12 protein-coding genes are annotated in these 18,298 nt (G+C 70.2%); 7 read left to right on the plus strand and 5 right to left on the minus strand.

Annotated features, from left to right (window positions below):
- Positions 1–778: 778 nt before the first annotated feature.
- The 6 genes from ACWD4O_RS01110 (at position 779) to ACWD4O_RS01135 (ending at position 9,454) form a co-directional block, all read left to right on the plus strand.
- Positions 779–1,978, plus strand: a complete 1,200-nt coding sequence (locus ACWD4O_RS01110) for an ROK family transcriptional regulator (protein ID WP_451276159.1) — start codon at positions 779–781, stop codon at positions 1,976–1,978.
- Between the two features lie 123 nt (positions 1,979–2,101).
- On the plus strand, positions 2,102–3,202 hold the full coding sequence (locus tag ACWD4O_RS01115; protein ID WP_398423052.1) for a sugar ABC transporter substrate-binding protein: 1,101 nt from the start codon (positions 2,102–2,104) through the stop codon (positions 3,200–3,202).
- A 282-nt stretch (positions 3,203–3,484) separates the two neighbouring features.
- The gene (locus ACWD4O_RS01120; protein WP_358804340.1) at positions 3,485–4,273 is read left to right on the plus strand and encodes an ATP-binding cassette domain-containing protein; all 789 of its coding nucleotides are present in this window, start codon (positions 3,485–3,487) and stop codon (positions 4,271–4,273) included.
- Positions 4,270–5,607: a sugar ABC transporter permease gene (locus ACWD4O_RS01125; protein ID WP_451276162.1), complete on the plus strand. Its 1,338-nt coding sequence runs from the start codon at positions 4,270–4,272 to the stop codon at positions 5,605–5,607. Before ACWD4O_RS01120 ends, ACWD4O_RS01125 begins: the two co-directional genes overlap by 4 nt.
- Before the next feature lie 194 nt (positions 5,608–5,801).
- A complete protein-coding gene (gene dxs, locus ACWD4O_RS01130) occupies positions 5,802–7,727 on the plus strand; it encodes a 1-deoxy-D-xylulose-5-phosphate synthase (RefSeq protein WP_451276717.1) in 1,926 nt (641 codons plus the stop codon).
- A 206-nt stretch (positions 7,728–7,933) separates the two neighbouring features.
- Positions 7,934–9,454 carry an amino acid permease gene (locus ACWD4O_RS01135; RefSeq protein WP_451276164.1) on the plus strand — a complete coding sequence of 507 codons (1,521 nt, stop codon included), beginning with the start codon at positions 7,934–7,936 and terminating at the stop codon, positions 9,452–9,454.
- 28 nt (positions 9,455–9,482) lie between these two features.
- On the opposite strand, the gene ACWD4O_RS01140 is transcribed toward ACWD4O_RS01135, so the two are convergent.
- Complete coding sequence (locus ACWD4O_RS01140; protein WP_451276166.1) at positions 9,483–9,854, minus strand: NTP pyrophosphohydrolase; 372 nt, start codon at positions 9,852–9,854, stop codon at positions 9,483–9,485.
- Between the two features lie 80 nt (positions 9,855–9,934).
- Between ACWD4O_RS01140 and ACWD4O_RS01145 the strand changes: the two genes are divergently transcribed.
- A complete protein-coding gene (locus ACWD4O_RS01145) occupies positions 9,935–10,957 on the plus strand; it encodes a hypothetical protein (RefSeq protein ID WP_451276168.1) in 1,023 nt (340 codons plus the stop codon).
- A 115-nt stretch (positions 10,958–11,072) separates the two neighbouring features.
- Here the strand turns inward: ACWD4O_RS01145 and ACWD4O_RS01150 are convergent, their stop codons facing one another.
- From ACWD4O_RS01150 to ACWD4O_RS01165, 4 genes are all read right to left on the minus strand, one after another.
- Complete coding sequence (locus tag ACWD4O_RS01150) at positions 11,073–13,205, minus strand: 3-hydroxyacyl-CoA dehydrogenase NAD-binding domain-containing protein (protein ID WP_451276169.1); 2,133 nt, start codon at positions 13,203–13,205, stop codon at positions 11,073–11,075.
- Entirely contained in the window at positions 13,202–14,422 is a 1,221-nt protein-coding gene (locus ACWD4O_RS01155; protein WP_451276171.1) for a thiolase family protein, read from the minus strand. The genes ACWD4O_RS01150 and ACWD4O_RS01155 overlap by 4 nt, the downstream gene beginning before the upstream one ends.
- A 348-nt stretch (positions 14,423–14,770) precedes the next feature.
- The gene (locus tag ACWD4O_RS01160) at positions 14,771–15,808 is read right to left on the minus strand and encodes a LacI family DNA-binding transcriptional regulator (protein ID WP_451276173.1); all 1,038 of its coding nucleotides are present in this window, start codon (positions 15,806–15,808) and stop codon (positions 14,771–14,773) included.
- Complete coding sequence (locus tag ACWD4O_RS01165) at positions 15,805–18,198, minus strand: glycoside hydrolase family 2 protein (RefSeq protein WP_451276175.1); 2,394 nt, start codon at positions 18,196–18,198, stop codon at positions 15,805–15,807. Before ACWD4O_RS01165 ends, ACWD4O_RS01160 begins: the two co-directional genes overlap by 4 nt.
- Between the last annotated feature and the right edge of the window lie 100 nt (positions 18,199–18,298).

Genomic DNA, 18,298 nt, shown 5'->3' on the forward strand with positions numbered 1-18,298 from the left:
GTCCTCGCCGTCCCGTCCGGACCACCTCGGCCGATGTCCTCGCCGTCCCGTCCGGACCATCTCGGCCGATGTCCTCGCCGCTCCGCCCGGGCCACTCCGGCCTTCACCTTCTGTGCGCTGTCTGGAGCACGTCGGCGTCATCTTCCGGGTGCAGTCTGGCCCGCGCCGCCCGCTGCACGGTGCGGGTTTCGTCCCCTTCGCGCCTTTCCGTCCGCTTGTCGCCCGTCTCCCGCCCCTCGCACCCCTCTCCCCGCATCCCTCCTTTCGCCCAGCCCGTATCCGCCAAATGCCCCCAATTCCGCACCCGTTCAGCCGCCCTCGCAACCCCGCTCGCTGCGCCCTCGGCCCCCGATCGACCCCATCGCTCCTGGGGCCTGTCCGGCGGATCGTGCCGGAGGCGCGGAGGCCGGCACGCCCTCCCCGGAGGGGGTGCCCCCAGCGGCGTTGCCGTCGGTTGCTGTTGTTTTCCTTCGACTCGATCCGCCGGACGGGCCGTTGCCCACGCCCCGTCCGCACCGCTGCGATCACGTCCCTTCGCAGCTCCGTCGCGCCCCCTTCGCGCCCCGTCCGGACCCCGTCCCCACCCCGTCCGCAACACGCCGCACTCGGTCCCATACGCCCCGCAACCGTCCGTTCGGCCACCCTCCGTGTCGCTGCGCAAGCGTGCGGATACTGTTCAACCTCTTGACGGGAGGCAACCCGAACAGCTCAGCTTAGAGTTCACTAGTTGGACATAGACGGGGCCTCACCGAAGCGGTCCCGCGCGCGGGAGGTCGTCGTGGAGACTCCGGGGTCGCAGTCGTCACTGCACCGAGCCAACCTGGAGCGAGTCGTACGCGCCGTGCGTCTGGCCGGGTCCCTCACGCAGGCGGAGATCGCCCGGACGACGGGGCTGTCGGCCGCGACCGTCTCCAACATCGTGCGCGAGCTGAAGGAGGGCGGCACCGTCGAGGTGACGCCCACCTCGGCCGGTGGACGAAGGGCCCGCAGCGTCAGTCTGAGCGGCGACGCCGGCATCGTCATCGGAGTCGATTTCGGCCATACGCACCTCCGTGTCGCCGTGGGCAACCTGGCCCACCAGGTCCTTGCCGAGGAGGCCGAGCCGCTCGATGTGGACGCCTCCTCGACACAGGGGTTCGACCGGGCGGAACAGCTGGTCAGCCGCCTGATCGAGGCCACGGGAGTGGACCGTGCGAAGGTCGCCGGAGTCGGTCTCGGCGTGCCCGGACCGATCGAACTGGAGTCCGGCACGCTCGGTTCCTCCGCCATCCTGCCCGGCTGGATCGGCACCAGACCCGCCGAGGAGATGAGAGGCCGGCTCGGCGTGCCCGTGCACGTGGACAACGACGCCAACCTCGGCGCCCTCGGCGAGATGGTCTGGGGCAGCGGAAAAGGCGTTCGTGATCTTGCTTACATCAAGGTCGCCAGCGGTGTCGGCGCCGGTCTGGTGATCGAGGGGAAGATCTACCGAGGGCCCGGCGGAACCGCAGGGGAAATCGGACATATTACACTCGACGAATCCGGCCCGGTCTGCCGCTGCGGAAACCGGGGCTGCCTGGAGACCTTCGCGGCCGCGCGCTACGTGCTCCCGCTCCTCCAGTCCAGTCACGGCACGGACCTGACGATGGAAGGCGTAGTGCGGCTGGCCAGGGACGGAGACCCGGGCTGTCGTCGGGTGATCGCCGACGTCGGCCGACACATCGGCAGTGGAGTCGCCAATCTCTGCAACCTGCTGAACCCGAGCCGGGTGGTGCTCGGCGGTGATCTCGCCGAGGCCGGTGAGCTGGTGCTCGGTCCGATAAGGGAGTCCGTCGGCCGCTATGCGATCCCGAGCGCGGCGCGTCAACTCTCCGTTCTCCCAGGGGCACTTGGCGGCCGTGCCGAGGTGCTCGGAGCGCTCGCTCTCGCACTCGGCGAGATGGGTGATTCGACCCTTTTGGACGGCACGCTGACCGCAGCGACACCTGCCTTCACTTAGAGAACGAATGACGCCGTTGCCATCTCGTTAAGTATTTACTTCTTGACGTCGCACGTGTGGCCGAGTTGACTTCCAGCCACCTCGGCCGCAGCGCTGCGGCCCTGTCAGGGAGGCACACCCCAAATGAACGCAACGATGCGTAGAGTCGTGATCGGCGCAACCGCCGTCTCCATGGCGCTTTCGATTGCCGCGTGCGGCAAGGCGGGCGACGACAAGGACAGCGACTCCGGCAGCAGCAGCTCGGGCGACAAGTCCATCGGCCTGCTGCTCCCCGACAGCGTCACGGCGCGGTACGAGAAGTTCGACAAGCCGTACTTCGACGCCAAGGTCAAGGCGCTGTGTGCGGACTGCAAGCTCGAGTACGCGAACGCCGCTGCCGACCCGGCCAAGCAGGCCCAGCAGGTCAGCAACATGGTCACCAAGGGCGTCAAGGTCATCGTGATCTCCGCCCAGGACTCCGCCGCGATCAAGTCCTCGATCCAGTCCGCGGTGGACAAGGGCGTCAAGGTCGTCGCGTACGACCGTCTCGCCCAGGGCCCGGTCAGCGCCTACGTCTCCTTCGACAACGAGAAGGTCGGAGAGCTCCAGGGCCAGGCCCTGCTCGACGCCCTCGGCGCCAAGGCGACCACCGCGTCGAAGGTCGTCATGATCAACGGTGACGACGCCGACCCGAACGCCGCGCAGTTCAAGGCCGGCGCGCACAAGATCCTCGACGGCAAGGTCACGATTGCCTACGAGCAGTCCGGCCTGTGGAAGGACACCGTCGCCGCCCAGAAGATGTCCGCGGCGATCACCCAGCTGGGCGCCAAGAACATCGCGGGCGTCTACGCCGCCAACGACGGCATGGCCGGTGGCATCGCCAACACCCTCAAGGGTGCGAAGATCAGCAGCATCCCGCTGACCGGTCAGGACGCCGAGCTCGCCGCCATCCAGCGGATCGTCGCCGGCACCCAGTCCGCCACGGTCTACAAGGCCTACAAGCCCGAGGCCGAGACGGCCGCCGAGCTCGCCGTCAACCTGCTGGAGGGCAAGGACATCAAGTCCCTGTCCACCACCACGCTGACCAGCGGCTCCGGCGACAAGGTGCCCTCGACGCTGCTGACCCCGGTGTCGGTCACCAAGGCCAACATCAAGGACACGGTGATCAAGGACGGCCTGTACACGGTCGCGGACATCTGCACCGCCGAGTACGCCGCCGCCTGCAAGGCCGCCGGCATCCAGTAGGCACCCGGCCCCGAGGGCCGGCCCGCTCGAGCCGAGACTCGAGCCGGCCCTCGGGTCCACCGACCGCCCCGCGGTCGCGTGAGACCTGTCCGACGCCCGCCCCACCTCACACCCCGCTGCCGGGGCGGGCGTCGGACGGAACCGCTGCCGAGCGCAGCGGATTCACACATGTTCATCCTGTAAACCTCGTGCGTCGACGTCGCGTACCCCGTGACTCGCGCACATCCCTCCGCGCCTGTCTTTGCGCGCGGCGGCATCCCCGCCGGTCAGGCGGCGAAGGAGATGGTTCACGTGTCCGCTACGCCCGTGCTGGCGTTGCGCGGAGTCTCCAAGCGATTCGGTGCGGTGCAAGCACTCACCGACGTCGAGCTGGAGGTTCACGCCGGAGAAGTGGTCGCCCTGGTGGGCGACAACGGCGCAGGAAAGTCCACTCTGGTCAAGACGATCGCCGGAGTGCACCCCATCGATGAGGGAGTCATCGAGTGGGAGGGCAAGCCGGTCAGCATCAACAGGCCCCACGACGCCCAGGGACTCGGCGTCGCGACCGTCTACCAGGACCTCGCCCTGTGCGACAACCTCGACGTCGTCGGCAACCTCTACCTCGGGCGTGAGCTGCTGCGCCGCGGCGTGATCGACGAGGTCACGATGGAGAAGAACTCCCGCGAACTGCTGTCCACGCTCTCCATCCGCATCCCGAGCGTGCGCATCCCGATCGCCAGCCTCTCCGGCGGTCAGCGGCAGGTCGTCGCCATCGCCCGTGCGCTGATCGGCGACCCGAAGGTCGTCATCCTCGACGAGCCCACGGCCGCCCTCGGCGTCGAGCAGACCGCGCAGGTCCTCGACCTGGTCGAGCGGCTGCGCGAGCGCAACCTCGGTGTCATCCTCATCAGCCACAACATGGCCGACGTCAAGGCGGTCGCGGACACCGTCGCCGTCCTGCGCCTGGGCAAGAACAACGGCTCCTTCCCCGTGAAGGACACCAGCCACGAAGAGATCATCGCCGCGATCACGGGTGCCACGGACAACGCCGTGACCCGTCGTGCGGGGCGCACCGCGGAGGCGGCAAAGTGAGCGACACGTCGAAGACCGTGAAGAGTGACTCCTCGAAGCCCGAGGGCGTCGTCGAGGGCCAGGAGACCGTCGCGCCCGCGGATGACCCCACGGGCGCTGCGGTGTCCGTCGTCGACCCGCGTCTGCTGGTCCGCGAAGAGGGCCTCAAGGGCTATGTCACCGAGTTCAAGCGCAAGGTCAAGGGCGGCGAGCTCGGCCAGATCCCGGTCGTCCTCGGCCTGATCATCATCTGGACGATCTTCCAGCTGAAGAACGACCGCTTCCTGAGCGCCGACAACCTCTCCAACATCAGCTACTTCCTCTCGGCCACCGGCATGCTCGCCATCGGCCTGGTGTTCGTGCTGCTGCTCGGCGAGATCGACCTGTCGGTCGGTTCCGTCAGCGGTCTGTCGTCCGCGCTGTTCGCCGTGTTCGTGGTGGACCACGGCGTGGGCCCATGGCTCGCGCTTCTCCTGGCGGTCGTCGTCGGCATCGGGGTCGGCGCCCTGCAAGGCTGGTTCTTCGCGAAAATCGGAGTACCGGCCTTCGTCGTGACGCTGGCCGGCTTCCTGGGCTGGAACGGTCTGATGCTCTGGCTGCTGGGCTCCAGCGGCACGATCAACCTGCCGTCGGACTCCGGCCCGATCCACCTGCTCGGCCAGAACTCCTTCTTCATGGACCAGGCGATCATCGGCGCCTACGTCCTGGCCGGTCTCGCCGTGTTGCTGTCGCTGGTCGGCAACCTCGGTGAGCAGCGCCGTCGCAAGGCCGCGGGCGTGCCGTTCCGTGCGACGGGCGAGATCCTGCTGCGCGTGGGCCTGCTCGCGGTCGCGGCGTTCGTGTCCGCCGCCGTGCTGAACAACGCCTCCGGCGTCTCCAACGCGCTGGTGATCTTCCTGGCCGCGCTGGTGGTCGTGGACTTCGTGCTGCGTCGTACGACGTACGGCCGCAAGGTGTTCGCGGTCGGCGGCGGCATCGAGGCCGCCCGCCGCGCGGGCATCAACGTGCCGATGGTCCGGATCACCGTGTTCGCCATCTCCGGCGGCTTCGCGGCGGTCGGCGGCATGTTCTTCGCGGGCCAGACCGCGGGCGCGTCGCTGAGCGCCGGTGGCGGCAACACCCTGATGCTCGCCATCGCGGCGGCCGTCATCGGTGGCACCAGCCTCTTCGGCGGTCGCGGCACCGTCTGGTCGGCCCTGCTGGGCATGCTGGTCATCCAGTCGATCCAGACCGGTCTCGACCTGCTGAACATGAACACCTCGATCCAGTACATGATCACCGGTGGTGTTCTGCTCGGCGCGGTCGTCATCGACTCCGTCTCCCGCAAGAGCCAGAAGGCCGCCGGTCGCGGCTGAGATCCCCCATGGCGTGACGGTGCCCGGCGTCTGTTCAGATGCCGGGCACAGTCATGTCATAGGAAGGCCTCATTCTGGGTACGGCCGTGCGGGTGACCTATGACGCATGGGCCGGACGCCGTCCGCCCGGGCGGAACATTAGACTCGACGAGCCCGGCAACAGCTCGATCAGCTTTTACTGCAAGGAGGCACGGGTGCCGCTGCTGACCCGCATCAGGGGACCGCGTGATCTGGACCGGCTCAGCCCGGAGGAGCTGGACCAGCTGGCGGAGGAGATCCGGACCTTCCTGGTCGAAGCCGTCTCCAAGACCGGCGGCCACCTCGGCCCCAACCTCGGCGTGGTCGAGCTCACCATCGCCCTGCACCGGGTCTTCGAGTCCCCGAAGGACAAGGTGCTGTGGGACACGGGCCACCAGTCCTACGTCCACAAGCTGCTCACGGGCCGACAGGACTTCTCCCGGCTGAAGATGAAGGGCGGCCTGTCCGGCTACCCCTCGCAAGCAGAGTCCGAGCACGACGTCATCGAGAACAGCCACGCCTCCACGGTCCTCGGCTGGGCCGACGGCCTCGCGAAGGCCAACCAGATCCTCGACCGCGACGACCATGTCGTCGCCGTCATCGGCGACGGCGCGCTCACCGGCGGCATGGCCTGGGAGGCGCTGAACAACATCGCCGACGGCGACCGCCCGCTGGTCATCGTCGTCAACGACAACGAGCGCTCCTACGCGCCGACCATCGGCGGCCTCGCCAACCACCTCGCCACCCTGCGCACCACGGACGGCTACGAGCGGTTCCTGGCCCGCGGGAAGGACATCCTGGAGCGCACGCCCGTCGTCGGCAAGCCGCTCTACGAGACCCTGCACGGCGCCAAGAAGGGCCTCAAGGACTTCATCGCCCCGCAGGGCATGTTCGAGGACCTCGGCCTGAAGTACGTCGGCCCGATCGACGGCCACGACATCGAGGCGCTGGAGTCCGCGCTGGCCCGCGCCAAGCGGTTCGGCGGCCCGGTGATCGTGCACTGCCTCACCGAGAAGGGCCGCGGCTACCAGCCCGCCCTGCAGGACGAGGCCGACCGCTTCCACGCCGTCGGCAAGATCCACCCCGACACCGGACTGCCGATCGCCACCTCCGGCGCCGACTGGACCAGCGTCTTCGGCCAGGAGATGGTCGAGCTCGGCAAGGAGCGCGAGGACATCGTCGCCATCACGGCGGCCATGCTCCAGCCGGTCGGCCTCGACAAGTTCGCCAAGGCCTTCCCGGACCGGGTCTACGACGTCGGCATCGCGGAGCAGCACGCCGCCGTCTCCGCCGCGGGCCTGGCCACGGGCGGAGTGCATCCGGTGTTCGCGGTGTACGCCACATTCCTCAATCGTGCCTTCGACCAGGTCCTGATGGACGTCGCCCTCCACAAGTGCGGTGTGACTTTCGTACTGGATCGGGCCGGGGTCACCGGCACCGACGGCGCCTCCCACAACGGCATGTGGGACATGTCGATCCTCCAGGTCGTCCCGGGCCTCAGGCTCGCCGCCCCGCGCGACGCCGACCAGGTCCGCGCCCAGCTGCGCGAGGCCGTCGAGGTCGACGACGCGCCGACCGTCGTCCGCTTCTCCAAGGGCGCCGTCGGCCCCGCCGTACCGGCCGTCGGCCGCGTCGGCGGCATGGACGTGCTGCGCGAGAGCGGCACCGACACGCCCGACGTGCTCCTGGTCTCCGTGGGCGCCCTCGCCCCCATGTGCCTGGAGATCGCGACCCTCCTCGACCGGCAGGGCATCACCACCACCGTCGTCGACCCGCGCTGGGTCAAACCCGTCGACGAGGCCATGGCCCCCCTCGCGGAGCGCCACCGCGTCGTCGTCACCGTCGAGGACAACTCCCGCGTGGGAGGCGTCGGCTCGGCGATCGCCCAGGCCCTGCGCGACGCGGGCGTCGACGTCCCGCTGCGCGACTTCGGCATCCCGCCCCGGTTCCTCGACCATGCCTCCCGCGCGGAGGTCATGGCGGAGATCGGCCTGACCGCCCCGGACATCGCCCGCCAGGTCACCGGCCTGGTCTCGAAGCTGGACGGCAAGTACGGCAGCGCGGCGGCCGAGGTCGACTCCGTGGAGCCCGCCCGCGACTGACCCCGCCCGAGGCTCGCCCTCGGCCCGTACGCGTCCCGCGCGCGGGACCGCTGCCACGGTCAACCCGACACGCCCGGATGGGCCGGTTCCACCACTGCGAAGGGTGGTGGAACCGGCCCATTCGCGTTAATCCGCCCGCGCCGGGGCATACGCAATACGCCCCCTCTCGATCATGTCGAGGACGACACAGTGTGGGAGGTACGACCGTGAGCAGCACCCTCTTCCGGACGAAGAAGGTCGAGCAGTCCATCCTCGATACCGAGGAGCCAGAGCACGCGCTCAAGAAATCCCTGTCCGCACTCGATCTGACCGTCTTCGGCGTCGGTGTCATCATCGGCACCGGCATCTTCGTGCTCACGGGCACGGTCGCCAAGAACAACGCCGGTCCCGCCGTCGCCCTGGCCTTCGTGGTGGCCGGGGTCGTCTGCGCGCTGGCCGCGCTCTGCTACGCCGAGTTCGCCTCCACCGTCCCGGTGGCGGGCTCCGCGTACACCTTCGCGTACGCCTCCCTGGGGGAACTGCCCGCCTGGATCATCGGCTGGGACCTGGTCCTGGAGTTCGCGCTCGGCACGGCGGTGGTCGCCGTCGGCTGGTCCGGGTACATCGCCTCACTGCTGGACAACGCCGGCTGGCACCTGCCGGAGGCGCTCGGCGTACGGGACGGGGCCGACGGCTTCGGCTTCGACATCCTCGCCGCCGCGCTGGTCCTGGTGCTCACCGGCATCCTGGTGCTCGGCACCAAGCTCTCCGCGCGCGTCACCTCGATCGTCGTCGCCGTCAAGGTGACGGTCGTACTGACCGTGATCATCGCGGGCGCGTTCTTCATCGAGGGCGACAACTACGACCCGTTCATCCCCGACGCGCAGACCGTGCCGGCCGGCGACAGCCTCCAGTCGCCGCTCATCCAGCTGATGTTCGGCTGGGCGCCCTCCAACTTCGGGGTGATGGGCATCTTCACCGCGGCCTCCGTCGTCTTCTTCGCCTTCATCGGCTTCGACGTCGTCGCCACGGCCGCCGAGGAGACCAAGAACCCGCAGCGCGACATGCCCCGCGGCATCATCGGCTCCCTGATCATCTGCACCACGCTCTACGTCCTGGTGTCCGTCGTGGTGACCGGCATGCAGCACTACACCGAGCTGTCCATCACCGCCCCGCTCGCCGACGCCTTCAAAGCCACCGGGCACCCCTGGTTCGCGGGCTTCATCAGCTTCGGCGCCGCGGTCGGCCTGACGACGGTCTGCATGATCCTGCTCCTCGGACAGACCCGCGTCTTCTTCGCGATGAGCCGCGACGGACTGCTGCCCCGCTTCTTCTCCCACGTCCACCCGCGGTTCAGGACCCCGCACCGGCCGACCATCCTGCTCGGCGTGATCATCTCGATCGTCGCCGGCTTCACACCGCTGAGCGAACTCGCCGAGCTGGTGAACATCGGCACGCTGTTCGCCTTCGTGGTCGTCGCGATCGGCGTGATCATCCTGCGCCGGTCCCGCCCCGACCTGCACCGGGCCTTCCGCACGCCGTGGGTGCCGTTCATCCCGATCCTGTCCGTGTGCGCCTCGCTCTGGCTGATGCTCAACCTGCCCACCGAGACCTGGCTGCGGTTCGCCGGCTGGATGATCGTCGGCTTCGTCGTGTACATGCTCTACGGCCGCTCCCACAGCCGTCTCGGACGGCAGGAGGACATCACCGCCGTCGAGCCCCTCAAGCCCGGCGACGACATCGCGTGACGGGCCCCGGCGTCGCTCGGGACAGGCCTCAGCCGCGTACCGAGCGCGGACCCGTCACGTCCGCGCCGAGTTCGGTCACCCGGCGGCGCAGCTCGCGGTCGGCCGTGACGACCAGACGGGGGCGGCCGGCGGCCCCGGCGACCAGCTCCACGATGCGGTCGTCCCCGCTGCCGGACGCCGCCTCCACCCGCACGCCGGGCACCGGCTCCACCCCGCGGGCCGCGCCCTCGACGACGAGGACGATCTCCTCGGGCCCGGAGTGCCCCGGCAGCCCGTCCGCGGCCAGCAGGTCGCGCAGTCGCTCCGCGGCCCCCCGCCGGTCCCGCCACCACCCGTCGGGCACCGATCCGACGACGTTCGCAGCATCGACGATCACGAGCAGCGCGATGTTGTCCTCCATGCGGGCCAGCGTCGCACGGACGGCCGCACGAGCGTGACCCGCGCGCGGGCCTCGCGGAGCCTGCGACATACAGTGATCGGGTGAACGGCGACTGGCTCATACGCGGCCGCGACGGGCGGCTGAGCGTCTATCTGAGGTCGGACTCGGACGACGCCGTCCTGTGCAGGGCGGAGCGCGTCCCGGGCGGGCCCTGGGAGGCCCCGCGCCGGGTCGGCGGCGACCAGAAGGTGCATCCGGACTTCGCTGTCGGCCACGGCCCCGACGGCTACGCCCACCTGGCCGCCTGGCGGCCCACCGTGAAGGGGGAGGCGGGCCTGGTGCACTCCACCCACTACCGGCCGCTGCTCGCCGCGCTGGACTGGACGCCCATCGGCCACCCCGACAAGAAGGGCGCCCGCACCGGCCCGCCCGCCGTCGCCGTGGACGCGCAGGGACGCGCGCACGTCTTCGCCCGCGGCATCGGCACGGGACTGCGCATGGTCGCCCAGAAGGAGAAGGGCGGCTGGGAACCGTGGCGCGACCTGAAGGGACAGGGCGTCGAGGGGCCGCCCGTCGCGGTGACGGGGGAGTCCGGATGCGTCGAGGCGTACGCGGCCGTCCCCGACGGGATCCTGCACTGGCGGCAGCAGACGGCGGGCGCCCAGCCGGTGCTGCAGGAGCCCCTCAAGACGCCGGTCCGCTCCGGAACGCTGAGAGCCCTGGCCACCTCCCCGGAGCACACCACCCTCTTCTACACGGACGAGTCCGGTGACGTGTGCGCCTGGCGCCCGGGCGCCGGACCGGTCCCCGTGCTCGCCGCCGCCGGACCCGGACCGGTCGCCGCGATCCGCACCGAACTCGACGGCCACGACTGCACGTTGCTCGCCCAGCGCTCCGCGAGCGGCCGGGTCGCCTTCGCCACGTATCCGACCGAAGACGAGTCGGCGGGCGCCCGCTGGGCCGAGTCCGGGCCCCCACTGCCCGCCGACGCCGTGGTGGCGCTCGCGAAGGACCACCAGGACCGGGTGGTCGCGGCGGCCCTGTCCCTCTCGACCGGCCTGCTGCAGCTCGCCCGCCGCAAGGACGAGCCGGGCCTGGCCCTGACGGCCTGGCAGACGGTCTGAGGGGGAGCGGGGAGGGCTCGGCCGGCACGGTCACGCGCAGGACGCGTAACACGGCGCGCATGACAGAGGGCCCCCGCCGAGCGGCGGAGGCCCTCTTCACGTCCCTGCCCGGCGGTTACGCCGGAACCGACGCCACGCCCGGCGCCAGGAACTTCTTGCCGTTCACCCGCTCGGAGACGCCCTCACGGTCCAGGTACGGCGTGATGCCGCCCAGGTGGAAGGGCCAGCCGGCGCCCGTGATCAGGCAGAGGTCGATGTCCTGCGCCTCGGCGACAACACCCTCGTCGAGCATGAGCCCGATCTCCTGCGCCACCGCGTCCAGGACGCGCGCCCGCACCTGCTCCTCGGTCAGGACCGAGTCGCCCTGCTCCAGCAGCGCGGAGACCTCGGGGTCGAGCTCGGGCTTCCCGCTGTCGTAGACGTAGAAGCCGCGCTTGCCCGCCTTGACGACGGCCGCGAGGTTCGGGGAGACCGTGAAACGGTCCGGGAACGCCCGGTTGAGAGTTTCCGAGACATGCAGACCGATCGCGGGGCCGACCAGCTCGAGGAGCACCAGCGGGGACATCGGCAGGCCGAGCGGTTCCACCGCCTTTTCCGCCACCTCGACCGGGGTGCCCTCGTCGATGACGTTCTGCACCTCGCCCATGAAACGCGTCAGAATACGGTTCACGACGAACGCCGGGGCGTCCTTGACCAGAACCGCGGTCTTCTTCAGCTTCTTGGCGACGGCGAAGGCCGTGGCCAGGGAGGCGTCGTCGGTCTGCTCGCCGCGCACGATCTCGAGGAGCGGCAGGATCGCGACCGGGTTGAAGAAGTGGAAGCCCACGACCCGCTCGGGGTTTTTCAGCTTCGACGCCATCTCGGAGACCGACAGCGAGGAGGTGTTCGTCGCGAGGATCGCGTGCGCCGGGGCGACCGCCTCGACCTCCGCGAACACCTGCTGCTTGACGCCGATCTCCTCGAACACGGCCTCGATGATGAAGTCCGCGTCGGCGAAGCCCTCGGCCTTGTCCAGGACACCGCTCACCAGGGCCTTGAGGCGGTTGGCCTTGTCCTGGTTGACACGGCCCTTGCCGAGCAGCTTCTCGATCTCGGCGTGCACATAGCCGACGCCCTTGTCGACGCGCTCCTGGTCGATGTCGGTCAGCACGACCGGCACCTCGAGGCGGCGCAGGAACAGCAGGGCGAGCTGCGAGGCCATCAGGCCCGCGCCCACGACGCCGACCTTGGTGACCGGACGGGCCAGGCTCTTGTCCGGGGCGCCGGCCGGGCGCTTGCCGCGCTTCTGCACCAGGTTGAACGCGTAGATGCCGGCGCGCAGTTCGCCACCCATGATCAGGTCGGCGAGCGCGACGTCCTCGGCGTCGTAGCCCTGCTGCAGATCGCCGTTCTTCGCGGCGGCGATGATGTCCAGCGCGCGGTACGCGGCCGGGGCCGCCCCGTGCACCTTGCTGTCGGCGACGAACCGGCCGCGGGCGACGGCCTGGTCCCAGGCCTCACCGCGGTCGATCACCGGACGCTCGACCGTGATCTCGCCCTTGAGGACGTTCGCGGTCCAGATCAGCGACTGCTCCAGGAAGTCCGCGCCCTCGAAGAGCGCATCGGCGATCCCGAGTTCGAAGACCTGCTGACCCTTCAGCTGCTTGTTCTGGTTCAGGCTGTTCTCGATGATCACCGAGACGGCCTTGTCGGCGCCGATCAGGTTCGGCAGGATCGTGCAGCCGCCCCAGCCGGGGACCAGACCGAGGAAGACCTCGGGGAGGGAGAACGCGGGAAGCGCCTTCGAGACGGTGCGGTACGCGCAGTGCAGACCGACCTCGACGCCGCCGCCCATCGCGGCACCGTTGTAGTACGCGAAGGTCGGGACCGCGAGGCCCGCCAGGCGCTTGAAGACTTCGTGGCCGCCCTTGCCGATGGCGAGCGCGTCCGTGTGCTCCTTGAGCAGCTCGACGCCCTTGAGGTCCGCGCCGACCGCGAAGATGAACGGCTTGCCGGTGACGCCGACACCGACGATCTCACCGGCCGCGGCCTCCTTCTCGACCTGGTCGATCGCGGCGTCGAGATGCGCGAGGGACTGCGGTCCGAAGGTGGTCGGCTTGGTGTGGTCGAAACCGTTGTCGAGCGTGATCAGGGCGAAGCGCCCCGCGCCGAACGGCAGATCCAGATGACGCACGTGCGCGTGCGTGACGACCTCGCCCGGGAACAGCTCGGCCGCGCCCTTCAGAAGCTCAGCGGTGGTGGTGCTCACTTGTCGCCTCCGTCGAAGTGCGGGTTCTCCCAGATGACCGTCGCGCCCATGCCGAAGCCGACGCACATGGTGGTCAGGCCGTAGCGGACGTGCGGCTGCTCCTCGAACTGGCGGGCCAGCTGCGTCATCAGCCGGACGCCGGAGGAGGCCAGCGGGTGACCGAAGGCGATCGCGCCGCCGTACTGGTTGACGCGCTCGTCGTCGTCCGCGATGCCGTAGTGGTCGAGGAAGGCCAGGACCTGGACGGCGAAGGCCTCGTTGATCTCGAAGAGACCGATGTCGGAGATGGACAGGCCGGCCTGGGCCAGTGCCTTCTCGGTGGCCGGGATCGGGCCGTAACCCATGACCTCCGGCTCGACGCCCGCGAACGAGTACGCGACGAGGCGCATCTTGACCGGCAGGCCGTGCTCGCGTGCGAAGTCCTCGGACGCGATGAGCGAAGCGGTCGCGCCGTCGTTCAGACCGGCCGCGTTACCGGCGGTGACCCGGCCGTGGACGCGGAACGGGGTCTTGAGACCGGAGAGGTTCTCCAGCGTTGTTCCCGGGCGCATCGGCTCGTCGGCGGTGACCAGGCCCCAGCCCGTCTCACCGGCCTCGGGGTTGGTGCGGCGGACGGAAACCGGTACCAGGTCGGCCTGGATCTTGCCGTTGGCGTACGCCTTGGCGGCCTTCTCCTGCGAGCGCACGGCGTATTCGTCGGCGCGCTGCTTGGTGATCTGCGGGTAGCGGTCGTGCAGGTTCTCGGCGGTCATGCCCATGAACAGGGCGGACTCGTCGACCAGCTTCTCGCTGACGAACCGCGGGTTCGGGTCCACGCCCTCGCCCATCGGGTGCCGTCCCATGTGCTCGACGCCGCCGGCGATGGCGATGTCGTACGCGCCGAAGGCGACGGAGCCGGCGACCGAGGTGACGGCCGTCAGGGCGCCCGCGCACATGCGGTCGATGGAGTAGCCGGGCACGGAGGTCGGCAGACCGGCCAGGATGCCGGCGGTGCGGCCGATGGTCAGGCCCTGGTCGCCGATCTGCGTGGTCGCGGCGATGGCGACCTCGTCGATCTTCTTCGGGTCGAGACCGGGGTTGCGGCGCAGCAGCTCCCGGATCGCCTTCACGACGAGGTCGTCGGCGCGGGTCTCGTGGTAGATGCCCTTCGGGCCCGCCTTGCCGAACGGGGTACGGACGCCGTCTACGAAGACGACGTCCCTGACGGTACGAGGCACGATGGCTCTCCTCCAGGGTGCGGGATGGCACTGCTGCGACACGCAAGCGCTGAGCGCGCGCTCAGGGCTCATGCTACTTGTGGGTAACGTGGCTGCACAGCCCTGCCGGGCGGAGCGGCGAACGTCACACACCCGAGCGAGTCCGGAAAGACCCCGGGGCTGCCGGTCGCGCATCTGTTTCCCCGCCCCTGCCTCCGCTTCCGGCCGCGTGCGAGCGGGGGCCACGGGCCGGGGCGGCGCCTGCCCACGGCAGGTCGCGCGGTGTCAGGCGGCCTCCGCGATATCAGCGGCGTCAGCGATATCAGGGGTGTCAGTGACATCAGAGGTGTCAGCGGTGTCAGAAGGGCATCAGGCCCGTGGTGGCGCCGTCGACCCCCTCGGCGTGAGCACCGGCGTAGGCACCGGATGCGATCCCGGACCGTCGCCCGTGATCACCCCGAACAGCGTCCGCGCCGCGTCCGCGCCGAAACCGTGTACATCGTGGCTCATCGCGGAGAGCGTCGGATGGGTGAGCCGACACAGCTGGGAGTCGTCCCAGGCGAGGAGAGAGACGTCACCCGGCACCCCGAGCCCCATCTCGGCCGCGACCGCCAGCCCGGCCACCGCCATGATGTCGTTGTCGTAAACGATTGCCGTCGGTCGGTCCGGCGGGGCGGCGGTCAGCATCGACCGGGTCGCCCGCGCCCCCGCCTCCCCCGAGTAGTCGGTGGCGACCTGCCACGCCCCGGCCAGCCCCAGACTCCGGGCCGCCGCGTCGAAGGCGGCCGTCCGCATCACCGTGTGTCCGAGCGCCGCGGCGCCGCCCACCCGCGCGATGCGCCGATGCCCGAGTGCCGCGAGATAGCGCACCGCCTCCGTCACCGCCGTCGCGTCGTCCGTCCAGACGGACGTCAGGCTGCCGGTCAGCGAGGGATGCCCGACCGCGACCACCGGCATCCCGAGCCGCTCGGCCGCCGCCACCCGGGGATCGTCGGCCCGGAAGTCGACCAGGATCGCCCCGCCGATCTGCCGGCCCCGCCACCACGACTCCTGCAGCCCGGCCTCCTCCTCGACATTGCGCACCAGGCGCAACAGCAGCGAGCAGGAGTGCTCGGTCAGCACGCTCTCCACCCCGGAGACGAACTCCATGTAGAACGGTTCCAGGCCCAGCATCCGGGCCGGCCGGCAGATCGCGAGCCCCACCACGTCCACCCGTGAGCTCGACAGCGACCGGGCCGTGAGGTTCGGCTCCCAGCCCAACTCCCGCGCCGCGGCGAAGATCCGGTCCCGGGTTGACTCCGACAGCCCCGGCTTGTGGTTGAAGGCGAGCGACACGGCCCCCTTGGACACCCCGGCGCGCGCGGCGACGTCCTTGATCGTGACGCGAGGCGACGGGGACGCTGTCATCGAGCGGGCTCCTGGCAGTACAGCGCGGCCCGGGCGGCGGCGGCATCCGGAGTCTCCCAGCCCACGACCCCGATGGTCACCCGTTCCCCGGGAAGCAGCGTCACGAGCCCCCGGTCGGCCCGGGCCCCCGGGTCCAGCCGATCGGCCTGGAGCAGCAGATCCCGGACGAGGGTGCGGGCCGTGACCGTGACCGCCCCCGGCGTCACGGTCACCTCGAACTCGGGCCGCGGATACGGGATCTCACGGTCGGGCACCGGAAAGTGCACGGCCCGCAGCCCTTCCCCGGAGTGGGGAGACCCCCCTGCGTCGGCCACCAGGAACTCCTTCGCCCCGGCCGGCTCAAGCTCCGTGGGTACCCGCACCTCGCCCACCGCCCGCGCGTCGACCGCCAGTTGCACGCTCCCGGAGCCGACCACATCCCCCGCCACGGACACCCGCCGCAGCGTCACCGTGCCCGTCCACCACTCGGCGGACTGGTTGACGGCCGCCAACACCAGCCCTCCGTCGCGCACTTGAAGCGTGAGCAACCGATCCGCATAGAGCCGCCGCAACTCGTGGTAAAGCGGTTTCTCCCGCCCGTCCCCGTCGATCGCCGACCAGGAGGTCACCGGCCAGCAGTCGTTGAGCTGCCAGACGATCGTGCCCGCGCACACCGGCCAGTGCGACCGCCAGTGCTCGATCCCGGTCGCCACCGCCCGCGCCTGGTTGACCTGCGTGAGGTAGTGCCATCGGTCGAAGTCGCCGTCCGGCACCGCGAAGTGGCGGGCGAGCCCGCGCCCGAGCTTGCCGTTGCCGTCCTCCGCCTTCTGGTGGTGCAGCATGCCCGGTGAGTCCGCCGCGAGCTCCTCGCCGGGCAGCGCCCGCCGCAGCGTCGCGTGGGCCGGCGGCGCCTGCCAGCCGAACTCGGCGACGAACCGCGGCACTTCGCCGCGGTACTCGGCGTAGTCCGCCCGGTTCCACACCTCCCACGAGTGGTGCGTGCCGTGCGCCGGGTCGTTCGGGTGGTGCTCCCACGACCCCGACCACGGACTCCCCGCCGTGTACGGCCGCGTCGGATCCAACTCGCCGACGACCCGTGGCAGCACGCCCAGGTAGTACCCCTCGCCCCAGGAGTCCCCGCCGAGCCGTTCCTCCCACCCCCAGTCCCGGAACCCCCACAGGTTCTCGTTGTTCCCGTTCCACAGCACGAGCGACGGATGCGGCATCAGCCGGACGACGTTCTCACGGGCCTCCGCCTCCACCTCGCCCCGCAGCGGCTGCTCCTCGGGGTATGCCGCGCACGCGAACGGGAAGTCCTGCCACACCAGCAGACCCAGCTCGTCACAGGCGTCGTAGAAGTCCTCGCTCTCGTAGATGCCGCCGCCCCAGACCCGGACCAGGTCGACCCCGGCGTCGGCTGCCTGTCGTAACCGCTTCCGGTAACGCTCCCGGGTCACCCGGGACGGAAACACGTCGTCCGGGATCCAGTTCACGCCCCGCGCGAACAGCCGCTCCCCGTTGACGACGAGGGTGAAACCGGTTCCATGGGCGTCCGCGGAGGTGTCCAGCTCCACCGTGCGGAAACCGATGCGCCGCCGCCACACGTCGAGCGGCGCACTCCCGTGATGCAAGGTCAACTCGACGTCGTACAAAGGCTGTTCGCCGTAACCCCGGGGCCACCAGCGCCGCGCGTCCGGCACCTCCACCCTGACGACGCCCGCTGTGCCGGTGACCTCCGCCCGGGCCCGGCGTCCCCCGACCCGGGCCTCCAGGGTGAGCCCCGCCTCCACCCTCGTTCGCTCCACGTCCACCCGCAACTCGACGACCCCGACGCCCTGTTCGACGGTCACCAGCGGGCGTACCCGGGCCAGCCGCGCCGTCGACCAGCGCTCCACCCGCACCGGCCGCCAGATCCCGGCCGTCACCAGGGTGGGCCCCCAGTCCCAGCCGAACGAGCAGGCCATCTTGCGCACGTACTGGTACGGCTCGGCGTAGGCGGACGGGCGATCGCCGACCTTCCCCCGCACGGCCTCCGCCTCGGCGTACGCGGAGACGAACCGGACGGTCAACGGCCCGTCGAGCCCCGTCACGTCGAACCGGTGCGAGCGGTGCATGTTCCGTACCCGGCCCAGGAGTTGGCCGTTCAGCATGATCTCCGCGACCGTGTCGAGGCCGTCGAACACCAGGTCGCTCTGCTCGTGCCCGGTCGTCGAGGCTCGCACATCCGTCTCGTACGTCCACTCACGCCGCCCCACCCACGCGACCTCGCTCTCGCCCTGCCCGAGGAACGGGTCCTCGATCACGCCGGCGGCGAGCAGATCGGTGTGCACACAGCCCGGCACCACGGCCGGGAGCGCCTTTCCCTCGTGCCGCAGAATCCATCCGTCGTCGAGCGGTGAGGCCTCCAGCATGCGCACTCCCTAAACCGGTCAAGCCCATAACCGAGCGCCACTTCTGCATCGTTGGCGGGAATGGGACTTTACCGGTTGAGAAAGCGCTGTCAGAGTGCCG

The sequence above is a fragment of the Streptomyces sp. NPDC002623 genome (assembly GCF_053592635.1).

What these genes read in the sequence shown, in the direction of transcription:
- ACWD4O_RS01115 (WP_398423052.1), top strand. Translation starts at nt 2,102, where the DNA reads ATGAACGCAACGATGCGTAGAGTCGTGATCGGCGCAACCGCCGTCTCC.
- ACWD4O_RS01120 (WP_358804340.1), top strand. Translation starts at nt 3,485, where the DNA reads ATGGTTCACGTGTCCGCTACGCCCGTGCTGGCGTTGCGCGGAGTCTCC.
- ACWD4O_RS01140 (WP_451276166.1), bottom strand. Translation starts at nt 9,854, where the DNA reads ATGGAGGACAACATCGCGCTGCTCGTGATCGTCGATGCTGCGAACGTC.
- ACWD4O_RS01160 (WP_451276173.1), bottom strand. Translation starts at nt 15,808, where the DNA reads ATGACAGCGTCCCCGTCGCCTCGCGTCACGATCAAGGACGTCGCCGCG.
- ACWD4O_RS01165 (WP_451276175.1), bottom strand. Translation starts at nt 18,198, where the DNA reads ATGCTGGAGGCCTCACCGCTCGACGACGGATGGATTCTGCGGCACGAG.